Source organism: Kordia periserrulae, from assembly GCF_003054265.1.
Taxonomy (GTDB): domain Bacteria; phylum Bacteroidota; class Bacteroidia; order Flavobacteriales; family Flavobacteriaceae; genus Kordia; species Kordia periserrulae.
Genome location: NZ_QBKT01000003.1, coordinates 375,574 through 391,867, shown reverse-complemented (window position 1 = coordinate 391,867; position 16,294 = coordinate 375,574). Strand labels below are relative to the sequence as shown.

General features: G+C 35.6%; 12 protein-coding genes. 6 read left to right on the top strand and 6 right to left on the bottom strand.

The window, feature by feature from the left end; translation table 11 throughout:
* Positions 1-297 precede the first annotated feature (297 nt).
* Positions 298-651 (top strand): T9SS type A sorting domain-containing protein, encoded by a 354-nt coding sequence (locus tag C8N46_RS08615; protein WP_158269112.1) that lies wholly within the window; start codon positions 298-300, stop codon positions 649-651.
* A gap of 93 nt (positions 652-744) precedes the next feature.
* Here C8N46_RS08615 and C8N46_RS08610 read toward each other — a convergent pair whose 3' ends face one another.
* The 5 genes from C8N46_RS08610 to C8N46_RS08590 form a co-directional block, all read right to left on the bottom strand.
* The gene (locus C8N46_RS08610) at positions 745-1,683 is read right to left on the bottom strand and encodes a carbohydrate kinase family protein (protein WP_108114601.1); all 939 of its coding nucleotides are present in this window, start codon (positions 1,681-1,683) and stop codon (positions 745-747) included.
* Positions 1,683-2,858 (bottom strand): glycoside hydrolase 100 family protein, encoded by a 1,176-nt coding sequence (locus C8N46_RS08605; RefSeq protein WP_211314485.1) that lies wholly within the window; start codon positions 2,856-2,858, stop codon positions 1,683-1,685. Before C8N46_RS08605 ends, C8N46_RS08610 begins: the two co-directional genes overlap by 1 nt.
* Positions 2,855-4,171, bottom strand: coding sequence for an MFS transporter (locus tag C8N46_RS08600; RefSeq protein ID WP_108114471.1), 1,317 nt, complete (start codon positions 4,169-4,171; stop codon positions 2,855-2,857). The genes C8N46_RS08605 and C8N46_RS08600 overlap by 4 nt, the downstream gene beginning before the upstream one ends.
* Before the next feature lies 1 nt (position 4,172).
* The gene (locus C8N46_RS08595; protein ID WP_108114470.1) at positions 4,173-4,526 is read right to left on the bottom strand and encodes a glutaredoxin family protein; all 354 of its coding nucleotides are present in this window, start codon (positions 4,524-4,526) and stop codon (positions 4,173-4,175) included.
* A 91-nt stretch (positions 4,527-4,617) separates the two neighbouring features.
* Positions 4,618-7,236, bottom strand: coding sequence for a TonB-dependent receptor (locus C8N46_RS08590; protein WP_108114469.1), 2,619 nt, complete (start codon positions 7,234-7,236; stop codon positions 4,618-4,620).
* 157 nt (positions 7,237-7,393) lie between these two features.
* On the opposite strand from C8N46_RS08590, the gene C8N46_RS08585 reads away from it, so the two are divergent.
* Positions 7,394-8,413 (top strand): LacI family DNA-binding transcriptional regulator, encoded by a 1,020-nt coding sequence (locus tag C8N46_RS08585; RefSeq protein ID WP_108114468.1) that lies wholly within the window; start codon positions 7,394-7,396, stop codon positions 8,411-8,413.
* 69 nt (positions 8,414-8,482) lie between these two features.
* On the opposite strand, the gene C8N46_RS08580 is transcribed toward C8N46_RS08585, so the two are convergent.
* On the bottom strand, positions 8,483-9,040 hold the full coding sequence (locus C8N46_RS08580) for an RNA polymerase sigma factor (protein ID WP_108114467.1): 558 nt from the start codon (positions 9,038-9,040) through the stop codon (positions 8,483-8,485).
* Positions 9,041-9,146: 106 nt separating this feature from the next.
* Here C8N46_RS08580 and C8N46_RS08575 point away from each other — a divergent pair, with 106 nt between their 5' ends.
* From C8N46_RS08575 to C8N46_RS08560, 4 genes are all read left to right on the top strand, one after another.
* On the top strand, positions 9,147-10,310 hold the full coding sequence (locus C8N46_RS08575) for a FecR family protein (RefSeq protein WP_108114466.1): 1,164 nt from the start codon (positions 9,147-9,149) through the stop codon (positions 10,308-10,310).
* A 253-nt stretch (positions 10,311-10,563) separates the two neighbouring features.
* Positions 10,564-13,536, top strand: a complete 2,973-nt coding sequence (locus tag C8N46_RS08570; protein ID WP_158269111.1) for a TonB-dependent receptor — start codon at positions 10,564-10,566, stop codon at positions 13,534-13,536.
* 111 nt (positions 13,537-13,647) lie between these two features.
* Complete coding sequence (locus tag C8N46_RS08565) at positions 13,648-14,556, top strand: AEC family transporter (protein WP_108114464.1); 909 nt, start codon at positions 13,648-13,650, stop codon at positions 14,554-14,556.
* Position 14,557: 1 nt separating this feature from the next.
* Complete coding sequence (locus C8N46_RS08560; protein ID WP_108114463.1) at positions 14,558-16,036, top strand: SLC13 family permease; 1,479 nt, start codon at positions 14,558-14,560, stop codon at positions 16,034-16,036.
* The last annotated feature ends 258 nt before the right edge of the window (positions 16,037-16,294 follow it).

Below are 16,294 nucleotides of genomic sequence, written 5' to 3'. Positions count from 1 at the left end.
AAAAAGAAGCTAATCTTTTATGTATAGTGAAGAAATTTTATACAATATTCATAATGTATACGCTTGTAAAATTTTTAATCCAAAATATTGTATTCTAGAAATAAATATCAGTGTGATTGATTCCAATTTGAGTAAATCTGCAATTGCTTCTCCTATCGCTGCTGCAGATGGTTTGATAATAATATTATCGATGGAACGGATGGTCCTATTAGCGAAAACGCAAATGTTGCTTCCCGACAAGTCAACACGCAAATAGTTGATTTATTATTTGTAAATGCAGAAAAATTTGATTTTACTTTGCAAGCGACTTCTAAGGCCAGAAATCCTTCTACAGCATTGCAAGATGCACCTACAATTGATTTCTTTAACACAACAAGAGATCGTAATCCTGATATTGGTGCTATCGAATATACGGTTACATTACACATAGAAAATGAAGAAGTAGCAACGATAAAAATCTATCCAACTCCAGCAACTCATCAAATCACGATTGAAGGCATTAAATATGATCTTTCAAAAAAAAAATTGTATGATATGTTGGGAAGAGAAATAAATACTATCAAGTTCATTTCCAATACAGTCATTGATATAAGCAACTTGTCGTCAGGAATGTATCTGTTGAATTTTGAAGGAAGTGCCAAAAAGTTTTAAAAAAACTAAACCACCATCTACGCTAAGTTGTAAGATTTACTCCATTAATACCACTAAAAATCTAAAAAAAATCGATTTTGATATGTGTACGGACTACTTTTTAAGAAGTTCAGAGAGAATATTAATATTATTAGGCAACCTACCCACATTTTGAAGTTTTAACGCAGCCAATTGTAAAGCAATATGCAAGCAGTCTTCAATAGATTTTTCTTTGAGATACGCAAATAAAAATCCTGACCAAAACGCATCGCCTGCACCTGTAGCATCCATAACTTTATTAATCTTTATGGCAGGCATTAGAACTAAGTCTTTCCCTTTTTGAGAGAGTTTTACGCCGTGTTTTCCCAAAGTCAAGCATACAATGTCAACGCCTAATGAATGGAAGAAATCAAATACCGCATCATGTGAAGTTTCTGTACCGAACAGGCGCGCAATATCGTCTTCGCTGATTTTTACCAAAGGATTGTAACTACAATATTTTTTGATAATCTCAAGCGCGTTTGCTTTGTCGCTCCAAATTTTTTCGGAATAATTAATATCGATACTGAGCCTACAACCCAACGCAAAAGCTTCTGCTGCTTTTTGAATAATAGTTTCTTGCGCCGGATTTTTACTCAACGCAAAGCACGTAGTGTGAAATATGCTTGCTTGTTGTAATAATTCTGAAGGGAGTTGCTCTTCGGTGATTAGAAAATCGGCACTTCTGTAAGGAATAAAATCGGGTGTATCTTTGGAACGCGACACAAATATGACCGATGTAGGATGCGTTTTTGTTTGTTTGATATGTGTTGTATCAATATTGATTTCGTTTAATCGCTCTACAATATAACTTCCCAAACCATCATTTCCAATGGTTGCTACTAAAGTAGATTGCAAGCCCAAACGTGCTGTATTCATAGCGACATTTGTAGGCGAACCGCCCAAATACCTGTGATAATCGCGCGTATCACTTATGAGTACACCATCTTGATGTCCGATAAAATCAACCAATGCTTCGCCAACGCAAAGTATATCTATTTGTTTATTTGTAATCACACTATTAATCTTTTTCCGTTTATATATTGTGTTAGCAATAATTCCCCAGCGGCACTCCATGTACATTGCGGAACTCCAATTGCTTTTCCTGTTTTGGTATTGAAATTTTCGTAAAATCCGTAATTTTCTTTCGCGTTTAATTGTTGAATTGCGGCAAGTACTTGCTTCGGATTTTCTACATAATTTTGTTGCACCAAACTCATTCCATAAAAACCATTCACCATTTGCCACGTACCGCCATTATGAAACTCGTAAGGAAAATTTCTAAATTCATATTTACAGTTATTTACGAGCAATTTCCAATCGTCATCATCTTCTTTAATAGGTTTCCAAAATGCAGGTACTAATTTTAAAGGCAAGCTTTCTCGTAAGGTTTCGGCATACCGTATTCCTCTTTTTTGAAACGTAGCATCTCCCAATTGTAGCAATTGCGCAATGGAATTTCCAAAGGCATCAAACATCGTTTGATATCCTGACGGATTCACCGAAGCCACCCAGTACGATGTATCTTCTAATTGGTTGTACGCTTTGGGGTGAAATGGTGTTTGATAATTTGTTTTTCTATAATTTCCGTTCAGTTTTTCGGTAATTCGCTCAATTTTTGATTGAAAAGCTTCTGACGGACGTACTTTTTGCACACATCGTAATGCCCATAATCGCAACACTTGATCGTAAAATGTATGTCCTTCCGTAATGTATTCATCTGCCCAATTTCCCGAGCGTGGCACATATAGCAAATCGTTATTGTTAAATTCCCAAGCTTCTAACAACTTTAAGCCTTTTTCGATGTTGGGAAATACATCCGATAAAAATTCGTCATCTTTCGTTATCGACACATAATTGCAAACTCCAATAATGAACCAAGAAACGGTGTCGACTCGTCCTGCCAATCCGCCAAAACTCAATTCGACTTCATTTGTTGCTTTAAAATAGACATTGGAAGGAATTTGTCCCAACTCGTGCTGATGATTCGCTAGGGTTTGTAAGGTATTTTTAAAAGTTTGAATCAGTTCCGCATCACCATCAAGCAATGCAGATAATCCACAAATAACACCATCGCGCGCCCAAATACGTTTGTAATTGGTAATATTTTCAGCACTTGCTAAAAATCCTTTTTCCGAACGTGCTTTAAAGAGTAATTCTTTTGCTTTTATGTACGATGAATTCATCATGTTGTGGCGACTTTTTGTGTTGTTTTCGATTTGATAAGTAACGTACAAACTACACTAATCAACAGTAAAACGCCTGCAAACGTTATGGCATTTCGCGGATCGTTTCCTAAAAAGTGTTCTAAAACATACCCAAATGATAATGTTTGAAGAATCATCGGAATCACAATCATCATGTTGATAATGCCCATATACACACCATATCGTTCTTTCGGAATGTCGTGAACAACCATTAAATACGGAATTCCCATAATACTTGCCCAGCCAATTCCGAATCCAGTAATGGCGAAGAATAGCAAGTTTTTATCTTCAATATGCGGAAATACTAAAAATCCTATGGCGGCAAGCAATAAACAACCTGCATGCACCATTTTAGGACTGTATTTTTTAGCAAAACCAACCAACGCAAACGCAACTAAAAAGGTAACAGCATTGTACCAACCGTTCACCAAACCTGTCCAACTTGCCGCTTGTTCATACGCTTGCGGATCGCTCTTTGGCGTGGCATTCCATACCGAAAGTGCTACACTTTTTGATGAATTTTGCCAATAACAAAACAATGCATACCATTGAAATAGATAAACGAGCGCCAATTGCCACATTACTTTGGGCATGTCGCCAATAGCTTCATAAATTTCAATGAATGGTTGAAAAACACTGCGCTTTTCACTTCGTAAGGCTTCTAATTCTTCGGGTGTTGGTGGAATTTCGGGAGTCGTTTTCATCGTCCACAAAATAGAACCGATAGAACAAATAGCTCCTAAAAAGAAAGAAGCATACACCCACGTTGGTAACGAACCTGTCATTCCTATAAAAATCATCGGAAATATAAAGAGCGAAACGTTTGATAATACTTGTCCCAACCCTGTAAAAAAGCTTTGCATTTGAAAACCAAGCGGTTGCTGTTCTTTGTCAAGTTTGTCCGCAATAAACGCGCGATAGGGTTCCATAGCAGTATTGTTTCCCACATCTAAAATCCAGAGTAAGCCTGCTGCCATCCACAACGAACTGCTAAATGGAAAAGCTAACAAACATACGCTACAAATTAATGCGCCTACAAAGAAATACGGTTTTCTTCTTCCAAGTTTAGGATGCCATGTTTTGTCACTCAACGCGCCAATGATAGGTTGTACCAACAAACCTGTTACAGGTCCTGCCAAGTGCAAAATAGGAATATCGGCAGGATCGGCGCCTAAAAAATCATAAATTGGCGTTACCGCACTTTGTTGCAATCCGAAGCTGTATTGAATTCCGAAGAAGCCAATATTCATGTTCCAAATTTGCCAAAAACTTAGCTTGGGTTTCTTGAATTTCATGCTATTCTAGTATTTTTTTAAGAAATTCTTCAAAAGGTTCACTATTGGTAAAAATTTCTCCATCTTTATCAATCACAGGCAAACTCAAATTGGACGTCGATATGTTCGCCTTTCGCAATTTAAACAACATTTCCTTGAGTTTTTCTTCGTTCACATCCACATCATAATAGACAAACGTAACCTTTTTATCTTTTAAAAATTGTTTCGTATCTACACAAAAATGGCAGGTATCACTTCCATATACAATAATGGTTTTTGTTATTGTGTGTTTGCTTTTATCATCCTCACCAATATTTTTTACAACAGCTGAATAGGCAAAAGAGATACAAAATATAGCAATAAGTAGGTTTTTCATGCTCTTGTTTTTATGAGAAAAAGAGCCAATATCAATATTGACATTAGCTCTTTTAAACTAATTAAAAAACTTATGGTATTCAAATAAATAATTAAAACTGGTATTGTAATGTAAGAGAGATAGATCTTCCTGGAAGCGGTCTTGCTCTTACAATGTTTGTTTGTCCTTCTACAATACTACCTTCTTCTGATTCTGTAATTCCTAAAGAATCAAAAATGTTATTTGCCGCTAGGTTTACGTTTAACGATTTTGTAATGCCTACGTTGATGAAACTGTTTACGATTAAGAATCCAGGCATTACCAATTCGTTGTTGTCTTGTGCATATGCTTTTGATTGTCCGATGAAGCTCAATCCTACCGAATTTTGACGTTCTTTTCCAAAATCGTATGCTGGAATGAGGTTATAGATGAAATCTGGTTGTCTTCTTGGTGTGTTTCCTTCGTTAACTCCTGAATCAACTTCTGCATCTGTCCACGTTACAGCTCCGCGTAAGCTAAAATCATTAAATCTGTAGAAACCTTCTACTTCAATACCTAACGATTTGTAATCATTTTCGATGATGCTGTTGGTGGATGCTTCAAATCCACCTTCTTCTTCTGTTTTTGCGTAAAATGCCGTTGCGTAAATCGCTCCGTTTTCAAAACCACGCTTATACCCTATTTCTGCCTGATTGATAAAGTCTAATGCGTTGATACGATCGCCGTTTAAGTAATCCAATCCAGAGAATAAGATACGATCTGCTTTGGCAGAAGCACCGCGACTGTAACGTCCGAAAATGGCTTGTGCATCGTTTAATTTATAGTTTAAACCTAATGAGTACGAAACATAGTCATAATCATAATCAACTGCTGTTGGATTTGCATTATCAATAGTTGAAACACTTTGTTCTGGTGCTGAAATCACTCCGTCATTATTTACGTCAAATACTGTTTGTACGCTGTTGGTAAACGAACCTGAAACGCGTCCTTTGTCGTAACGCAAACTCGCATCAATGGTAAAGTTTTCGTTAGCTTCAAGCGTTACATTCATATAAGGTGCCGATACATTGTATTGCGTATCATAGTTACGCTGACAGCAATTTCCCCAAAAAGGAACACCGTACGCGTACAATCCATTTTCGCTCAATGCGCCACCAGTTGCATCAAATACATTGATTAAGCGTGCATTGTCGTCGTTTACTTCTTGCAGATATGAATTCCACAACCATGACATTGAAATATCTTGAATCGATTTAAAGTATCCAACTGTCACGTCAACATTGTCAAACGATTTTGAAAGTTTTAAATCGTTCATAAAGTTGTTAAAGTTATCTAATTCCACATCAAACATGTGTACTCTGGCTACTAGACTGCTTCCTGCTACGGCAGATCCGTCTGTAAATTGTAAGGTAGAACCTGTTCCGAAAGAATCTGCAATAGCAGATGCTGAAGCTACTTCCGCTGGAAATGGTGATACAAACGCACCACGATTGGATGAAAAACGTCCGTTATTGCTAACTTTCCAATCGTCTCCCAAGTTAAAGTTTGCTTGAATTCCTACTGAAGTTGATATTGGATTCATTCCATTGGTTACATCGCCGCGACGACGTTGTCCATCAGCTCCTAAGCCTAAAGTTTGTGTCAAATTTGCACTATGAAGTGAACCTCTTGTTGCGTCAAAATTTGGTGCATCGCTCCAATCTGGATCGCTGTTGGTTCCCGTTACCTGAATTGGCATTGGCAAATACGCTGCTGCTCTATCGTTTAGGTATTTTGCATATACACGAACCGAACCACTTTCAAACTCTTTTGTTAAGCTTAGTTTTAGTTGTCCTCCATTGTTTGCCGTAAATCCTGTTTCTCTGATTCCTTCACCTGCACGGTAAAATCCTCCCGTATGAAAATACAATCCGTCACCTATTTTAGATCCGTAATCAAAATCTGTTCTGAACGAATTGAAATCCACACCAAACGTAGTTCCGATAGCGCCGCCTTCATTTTTTCCAGTTTTGCTAATGATGTTGATAATACCACCCGGACCGTTAGATGTTAAGGTAGATGCCGAACCTCCACGAATGGCTTCAATGCGTTTTACATTGTAATCAAATCGTGTAAAAATATCTGCTGTTCCAAAAGCAATGTCACCAAATAACAATACTGGCAAACCATCTTCTTGCAGTTGCACATATTTTGATCCACCTGAAGAAATTGGCACACCACGTACTGCAATGTTTGCGTTACCTTCTCCACCCGAAGATTCTGAACGAATTCCTGGAATGGTTCTAAAGATTTCCGCTGTTGTTCTCGGTGCTGATTGCTTAATCGTTGCAGGCTGCATGCTCGTTACCGAAATACTCGATTCTATTTTTGAGCGCGGATTTACAACTCCTGTAATAATTACTTGGTCTAGCGATTCTGTATCTTCTGCCAAGGTAATTTTTAAAACAACATCACTTCCTGCTGCCGTAATAGATTGTGTGTAGTTTGCATATCCAATAGAAGATGCTTTTAATGTATACGTTCCATCTTCTACATTATCGATAGAAAATTTTCCATCAAAATCGGTTACTGCTCCTTTTGTTGTACCTTCCAGTACCACATTTACACCAGGAATTGGCATTCCTTTTTGGTCATTAACAGTACCTGAAACCTTGGTTTGAGCAAATGACATTGCTGCTGTTAAAAAAAGCAACCATGTACAAAGTCTCTTTAAGTTCGTATAGTTTTTCATTGTAGTATTAATAGTTTTTGGATTAATTTTTAGCTAATTTATATTTCTTGGTATATGATTTTGCATTTTTTTCATCGAAAACGTTTTCGATTTTACCGAAAACGTTTTCGATTTTGTATTTTGCACTTTTTTAAATTAGAAAATTACGTTCGTTTTTATGAAGCCAGCTACTTTAAAAGATATTGCCGAGCATTTAGGAATTTCGGTCACTACTGTTTCTAAAGCATTGAAAGATTATCCAGATGTGAGTAAAAAAACCAAAGCGCTGGTGAAGGAATTGGCGCAAACGCTAAATTACAAACCGAATGCGTTTGCGGTTAATTTACGTATGGAAACTTCTAATACGATCGGATTGATTATTCCTGAGATTGTGCATCATTTTTTTTCGAGCGTGATTAAAGGGATTATCAGTCAAGCTGAAAAGAAAGGCTATTTGGTCATTATTCTGCAATCCAACGAATCATACGAATTGGAAAAGAAGCAAATAGATTTGTTGATGAGTAAACGCGTAGACGGAATTTTGATTTCTTTGGCGAATGGCACTGCCGATTTTAAACATTTGAACGATGTGATTGAACAAGGTAAACCGTTGGTGATGTTTGATAAGATTGCGAAACTTGTCAATTGTTCAAAAGTGATTATTGATGACCGAAAAGCTGCTTATAATGCTACACAACATTTAATTGATACAGGCTGTAAACGCATCGCGCATTTTCGCGGGCCGCTGTTGCCACAAAATTCTATTGATCGGTTTTTGGGGTATAAAAAAGCCTTGGAAGACAACGGAATGAGCTATGATCCTTCGTTGGTGTATATTTTTGACAATATGACCTTTGAAGTTGGGGAAATGTTTGCGCAAAAAATTCTTAGAGAACATCCTGATGTGGACGGAATTTTTGTAAATACCGATTTGGTTGCCATTGGTGCGATTACAGAATTTAATAGAAATGGAGTCAAAATCCCTGAAGATATTTCTATTGTAGGATTTAGCAATTGGTTTATGTCTTCGGCAATTACACCTTCGCTGACAACGATTGACCAACCAGGTTTTGAAATGGGAAAAATGGCGTTTAAGCAGTTATTTAAAGAATTGAAAGCCAAAAAGAAAAAGAAACCTATTGTACCAAAAATTATAGAACTTGAAACTAGTTTGGTAAAAAGAGATTCTACGAAATGATGTAGGATTAAAAGAATTGCTAAAAATTAACGATTTCAAAAGTGGGAATCGCTTCTTGGCTAGTGCTTATTAAAAAATATCTAAAAGTAGTATTAAAAAGGGAGCAACTGAAGTTTGTGTTTTTATAATTTTTAATGCTTTTGTCATGTGACCTTCTACAGTTTTGACAGAAATATTCAAATCTTCAGCGATGTCTTTATATTTCTTTTTGTCAAGTTTTGCCTGTATAAAAACTTCTTTGCATTTCGGAGGCAATAATTTGAGTACACTTTCAAGTTTATTGGCATATTCTTTTTGAAAATCTTCATTGTCATACATTTCAAAAATAGTTTCCACTCGCAATTTTTCTAAGAAATCGGTTTTAACTTTCTGCTTCCGTAAGTACTGTAAATATTCATTGTGACACGATCTGAAAAGATAGCTTTTAATGGAGCTTTTTATATGTAACGATTCTCTATTAAGCCAAATTCTTAAAAAAACTTCTTGTACAATATCTTCCGATAAGTAATAGTCATGACTCAACTTGTAGATATAATTACAAAGCCACTCGTGATGGTTGAAATATACCAACTTATACGTTTCTTGACTTCCTGTTTTCAAGCTATTTACAATCTCCTCAGTTGTCATATTAATGGTAAACTTATTAATAAATTAAGAAATATTAAAAAAAAGCAAGGGTTTTTTATGTTTTCCTCATCTTATATATAAAAACAACTATTACACGTTACTTTAAATGATTGAAAAAAGAAAGTTACTAAAAAAATTAGTCAACAACACGATTACAGCTGAAGAGAAAGCAGCATTGGAATCTTGGGTTTTAGAAAAAGAGGAAAATTTAGTATGGTTTAAAGATGAACTTCAAGAAATTGAATCTGCTACTACCAAAAGTTTTGACACGGAAAAATCGTATGCTCAACTTATTCAAAAGATTCAACAACGAGAACGTTTTTCCATTAAAATGTTTTATAAATATGCGGCAGCGGTTTTGATTCTTATATCGGTTTCTTACCTAGTATTTACTAATATGAAAGATGAGGAAACCACTGTAGTGGTGAAAGAACAAGTAGACTCGCTCAATGATGCGACTAAAAATGAAATAATCATTACATTGGCTGACGGAACCCAAAAAACGCTGAAAGAAAGCACAAAAGAAGCTATTAAAGATAAGCATGGTAATATTGTTGCGAGTGGAGATGGAACTACCCTAAATTTCACAGAAGATTCAAAAGTACTGGAATTGGTATACAATACCATTACCATTCCCAGAGGGAGAACGTTACAATTGAATTTATCAGACGGATCAAAGGTGTGGCTGAATGCTGGAACCGAGTTTAGATTCCCTCAAAATTTTAATGCAGAAAAAGATCATAGAACGGTGTTCTTGAAAGGAGAAGCTTTTTTTGATGTAGAAAGCGACAAGAACAAACCTTTTATTGTCAACAGTAACGAAATACAGGTAGAAGTATTAGGTACACAGTTCAATGTTTCCTCTTATGATAATGAAAACAAGTTAACCACTACTTTGGTAGAAGGTTCGATAGCTATTGCTGAAAAAGACAACACAAATACAACTATACTTACTCCAAGTCATCAAGCTGTTTTTGATAAAAAAGGCAAAACACTACATACTAAAAAAGTCAATACCAAGATTTATACAAGCTGGATGGACAATGTGTTGATTATTGACAACTACACATTTTCAGAAATATTGAAAAGACTCGAACGAAAATTTGATGTCAAAATTGTGAATGCATCTTCTATTGAAAATGAAAGCGGTAATTACAAAGGAGAATTTAGCTATAACGACACTATTGAAGATATTTTATATACAATCTCTCTGAGCAAACCATTTAAATACACAAAAACAAATGAAACAATTACTATTTCAGATCCGTGATTTTTTCCCAGATTAACTTCTGGCAATAACTAGATGTATTTATTCTATAAAAAAAGGGAATGCTGCAACATTCCCTCATTAGAATAGATCATCAATACATAAATATTAATGACTAAAAACAATCAAAATTATGAAAAAACCTTTAACAATAGGTGGTTATTGGGTTAATAATCTCCTAAAGTTTAATAATCTAAAAATGAGAGTAAGCTTCTTTTTGCTGATTTTTACCTTTTGTCAACTACATTCAAAAAGTTTGTTTTCGCAAAATGAAATCATTTTAAATTATCAAAACACTCCTATTAAAACTGTCTTTAATGAAATTAAAGCGCAAACAGGCTATTCTTTCTTTTATGATTTGAACGAAATTGACGAAACTAAAAAAGTAGACATCAAAGTTCGTAAAAGTAATTTGCAAACGGTGTTGGCAACATTAGCTAAGCTTGCAAATTTTGAATATAAAATTTTCAACAAACAAATTGTAATTACTAAAAAGAAGCCTTCAGAAAATTCTTCAAAAGAAATTAAAAAACCGGAAAGAGTCATTAATGGAATTGTAAAAGACAGCAAAGGAATTCCCTTAAGTGGCGCTAATGTCGTCGTCAAAGGAACCACCATAGGTGCTCAAGCTAACTTTGATGGAGAGTTTACAATCACTGTTCCCGACGATCAAAATATCCTTGTAATTTCCTTTGTAGGCTACGTTACCAAAGAAGTTAATATAGAAGGTAAAGAAAGTATCGAAATTGTATTAGAAGATGATACCGCAGCTTTAGACGCAGTATTGCTGGTAGGATCTCGCGGTAAAGCAAGAGTGGATGTAGACAGAGCTGTTCCAGTAGATGTACTAGAAGCTCGAGACCTTGCTTCGACTGGACAAACGGATTTAGGACAGCAAATTCAATTTACCTCACCGTCATTCAATTCTGCCAAATATGGAGTCAACGGAACTACAAACTATGCAGATCCTGCAACTTTAAAAGGAATGTCGCCTGACCAAGCATTGGTGTTGATTAATGGAAAAAGACGGCATCAATTTTCGACCTTAAACCTGAATGTAGCACCAGGACTTGGAACAATTGTTACCGATTTAAACTCTATCCCAACAGGCGCTATCAAACGTGTAGAAGTATTAAGAGATGGTGCCGCAGCACAGTACGGATCGGATGCAATTGCAGGTATTATCAATTTATCGTTAAATAATTCTACAGGAGAACTGACATACAACGGAACTGCGGGTATTCATAAAGAAGGCGATGGAGCTACTTTTAAACACAGCTTTAATTATGGTTTTGGTTTAGGAAAAGAAGATAGTTTTTTCAATTTTACCTTAGAAACATTCCGATTTGAAGGCACCAATAGATCTGATCCGTATACAGGACGTATCTACCCTACTTTTGAAGAATTTAATGATCCTAATGGACCGTGGGTACAAGATGTAGATCAAGTTTGGCCATATGCGACGGAAAATCCTAGAGCCGATAGAAATGTGTATCCGCAAGAAGATTTTGTGGTTGGAAATTATGGCGCGAATGAAAATAATACCTATCAGGCATTTTACAACAGTGCTTTCCCTATTAGTGATGAATGGAGCCTCTATAGTTTTGGAGGTGTTTCACGTAAAGATATTTTCGCTTACGGATTCTTCAGAAATCCTTCCCGATACAGTAGAGCTTCGCTGTCCATTTTCCCAGACGGATATGTTCCTGTGTTGCCGGGAACTTCATTTGACGTATCAACCGTTGTAGGTGTGAATCGTAAAACCGAAACAGGATGGAAATATGACTTAAGTTATGGTTATGGTAGAAACTACTTGGATTTATGGGCAAATAACACTGTTAACCCTTCTCTTGGAGCAGCTTCTCCTACAGAATTTAAAGTTGGTCGATATGAATTCAAACAAACGATTGGAGAATTTAATATTTCTAAGCAAGTAAGTGAAACGTTAAGCTTAGCTTTTGGAACACAGTTAAGAAGTGATAATTTTATTCTTCATTCTGGTTCACCAGAATCGTATGAGGTAGGACCTTTAGCTTCTATCGGAAAAGATGTAGGTTCTAGTGCGCGACCAGGAATTGCAGATGTGGATGAAAATGATTTAAAACGATCTAATTTTGCAGTTTATGCAGATGCAGAGAAAGACTTTTCAGAAAAATTCCTCTTAACTGCTGCATTGCGTTATGAGAATTATAGTGACTTTGGAAGCAATCTTTCAGGGAAATTAGCTGCGCGTTATAAATTATCTGAAAAATTAGCAGTGAGAGGATCGTATAACAGAGGTTTTAGAGCGCCTTCTGTTGCACAAATTGGAAACAGGGTAAATACGTCTACTGTACAAAACGGACAAATATTTATCACCAAACAAGTATCGAGTGATGATCCAAGATTGGCACAACTCGGAATTGAAGATCCAGAAGCTGAAATTTCAAATAATTACAACATAGGTTTTACCGCAAAACTTTTAGACGGAAATCTACTTTTTACTGTAGATGCTTTTCAAATTGATATTGATGATCGTATCGTGATTTCGGAACGACTCAGAACAGCAAATTTCCCTAATGTAGCCACACTGTTCCCTGAAGCGAGAGAAATTCGTTTCTTCACAAATCATATCAGTACGCGAACTACAGGTTTGGATATTGTTACTACTTATAAAAAGACTTTTGCGAATGAGAGTAAGTTAAATCTAAGTTTGGCTTTTACCCTCAATAAGACCGAAGTACGAAGTCAAAAAGACACGCCAGATCAAATATTAGAAGGAGCTGCTCCAGAATTTCAAGACACTAAATTATTAGGAGCTGTAGCTACTGAACTTATAGAAGTGTCACAACCTAGAAATAAATTATTACTCTCAGCTACCTACAATATTGGAAAATTTGATTTTATGACAAGAGTTACAAATTTTGGTGAAGTAAGAGCTTCAAGTGCAGGATTATCATTAGACGATTCCAATGTTGTCGCTGGTGCAGGTGCAAATAATGTGCAAATATTTTCTGCAAAAGCGATTACAGATTTTAGCATTAGCTATAAGTTCAATCCAAAATATAAAATAACATTTGGAGCCAACAACATTTTTGATGTGTATCCAGATAAGTACAATAACACAGCTGACGGATTTGTAGGTCAAGCAAGCTCCTATGCCAATGGTCAAATTCCGTATTCACGTAATTCAAACCAATTTGGGTTCAACGGAGCATATTATTTTATGGGAATGAATATCAGCCTATAAAAAACCTCAATAAAAACAGGTTGTGATGTAAAGGACTCATCATGTTTTTTTTAATTAGTTTATTTGACTAAAAAAGCAGAGGTCAATATTGACCTCTGTTTTTATACTCGTATGGAAAATTATAGTTATATCATTATTGTGATTTTATTGGGCGTATTGATTAAAAAATCAAAACTACTCGCTCAAAATTTTCATATGAGTCTGAATAGACTTTTAATTTACGTCTTTATCCCAATATTGACACTCTTACACGTTCCAGAAATCAATATAAACAGTCAGCATTTATGGCTCATTGCGACTCCGTGGATTATCTATTTTGGAGCAATGCTATTTTTCTATGTAGCGCACAAAATAACACCCATAGATCATAAAACTCGAGGCGCGTTAATTATGACTGCTGGAATTGGAAGTATTTCCTTTGTTGGATTTCCTATTTTTGAGCTATTTTACGGAGCAAAAGGACTCAGTTATGGTATTATACTTAGTCTTGGAGGTACTTTTATTGTTTGTAACTCTATTGGAATCATTACAGGTATTTATTTTAAAAACGAAGGTTTTCGACTAAAAAAAATAATTCGAAATTTGCTCATATTTCCGCCTTTCATTGCGCTTTTAATTGCTATTTTGCTAAATGTGTCACGCTATGAACACCCTGTATTTGTCAAAGAAATTTTAACTCAATTATCAAAACCTTTTAGTATGTTAGCGTTGTTTTCTGTGGGATATCAAATTGTTTTTAGAAACTTACATAACGAAAGGAAACATTTGTATTTAGGACTTTTTTACAAACTCATCTTAGCTCCTGCATTGCTGTTTTTTATTTTTTATTTTCTGAATGATTTGAACAACGACATTGTAAAAATTTGTATTCTTGGTGCTGGAATTGGCTCTATGAATACCATCGCTATTATTGCTGCGGAATTTGATTTGCGCCCCAAGTTAGCATTACTAATGCCTGGATTTGGCATTCCTATCTCTATGATCACCATACTTATTATACAATATTTGCTAAACCTATAATATGAAAACTACAAAACTCACTGGTCTCCTATTAGGTCCGATAGTGTTCGCTTTAGTATTAACTTTTTTTAAACCAAAGGACTTATCTCCAGAAGGAGTTTCCATATTAGCCGCTACCTTATGGATTGCTATTTGGTGGATTACTGAAGCAATTCCAATTGCAGTGACAGCTTTATTACCTATTATTTTATTTCCACTTACTGGGGCACTCAATCTCTCTGCAACAACAGGATCATTTGGTCATAAGTACATTTTCTTATACATGGGAGGATTTATTATTGCGATAGCTATTGAAAAATGGAATTTACACAAACGCATTGCCCTAAATATCATCAAAGTCATCGGCACCAATGTGACAAAAATAATTTTAGGGTTCATGATTGCTACGAGTTTTCTTTCTATGTGGATTTCAAATACGGCAACTTCCGTTATGATGCTTCCTATCGGAATCGCTATTATTCAACAACTCAAAGACAACCCCGATACGATTGAAAATGAAAATACTATTTTCGGAAAAGCCCTCATGTTAGCCATTGCGTACAGTGCTTCCATTGGTGGAATTGCTACCCTTATTGGAACGCCTCCAAATTTAGTTTTGGCTGGGGTTATAAATGATATGTATGGTTATGAAATAACGTTTATGCAATGGTTCATATTCGGACTCCCAATTTCTTTGATTCTACTTTTTATTTGTTGGAAATACTTAACCAAATACGCTTTTACATTTAAGCAGAAAGAATTTCCTGGAGGAAAAAAAGAAATTCTACGACAAATTAAAAATCTAGGGAAAATATCCTATGAGGAAAAAATAATTGCATTAATCTTCGGGCTTACTGCTTTTTGTTGGATTACAAGGTCATTTCTTTTGCAAAAAATACTTCCAAATCTAGATGATACTATCATTGCCATTACCTTTTCTGTGATACTCTTCATGATTCCTTCAAAAAAAGAAATAAATGGCAGAAAAGATAAAATCATTAATTGGTCAGAAGCTGTAAAAATGCCTTGGGGAATTATCTTGCTCTTTGGTGGTGGTATGGCAATTGCGAAAGGGTTTGACACCAGTGGTCTTGCTGTTTGGTTGGGCAATCAAATGACTTCTTTTTCTATATTTCCACTAGCTGTTATCATCATTTTATTAGTAGCTTCTGTAAACTTTCTAACTGAAATCACATCCAACCTAGCAACAACAGCCATGCTATTGCCTGTATTGGCTCCAATGGCACTTTCCATTGACGTTCATCCTTTTGCACTCATGATTGGTGCTGCCGTTGCTGCATCGTGTGCATTTATGTTACCTGTAGCCACACCGCCCAACGCCGTGGTATTTGGATCTGGTTATTTAAAAATTATAGATATGGTAAAAAAAGGAATCGTTCTAAATATTATATCCATTATAATTATAACACTATTTGTTTACTTCATTTTGCCTTTGTTATGGGATATTGATATCACGCAATTTCCTTCATTTTTTAAATGATGATATACATTTCAAGACATAAACATAATAACCCTACTATGTAGAAACAACGCTACTCTATTCAGGTTCAAAATTTGCTTTTGAACCTTTAAAATATGATTATTAATCGAACTTGGGAATCTTTTGAAAGTTGTCAAATTCAAGTTCAGTTTCAACTTCAATTTCTCGCGCGGCAAGCTGGCTACTCGCTCAATAGTTCTACAAGACTTATTTCTTCCGCTCGTCCCCAACGTCAAATGCCAAGTACTTCTAAAACCC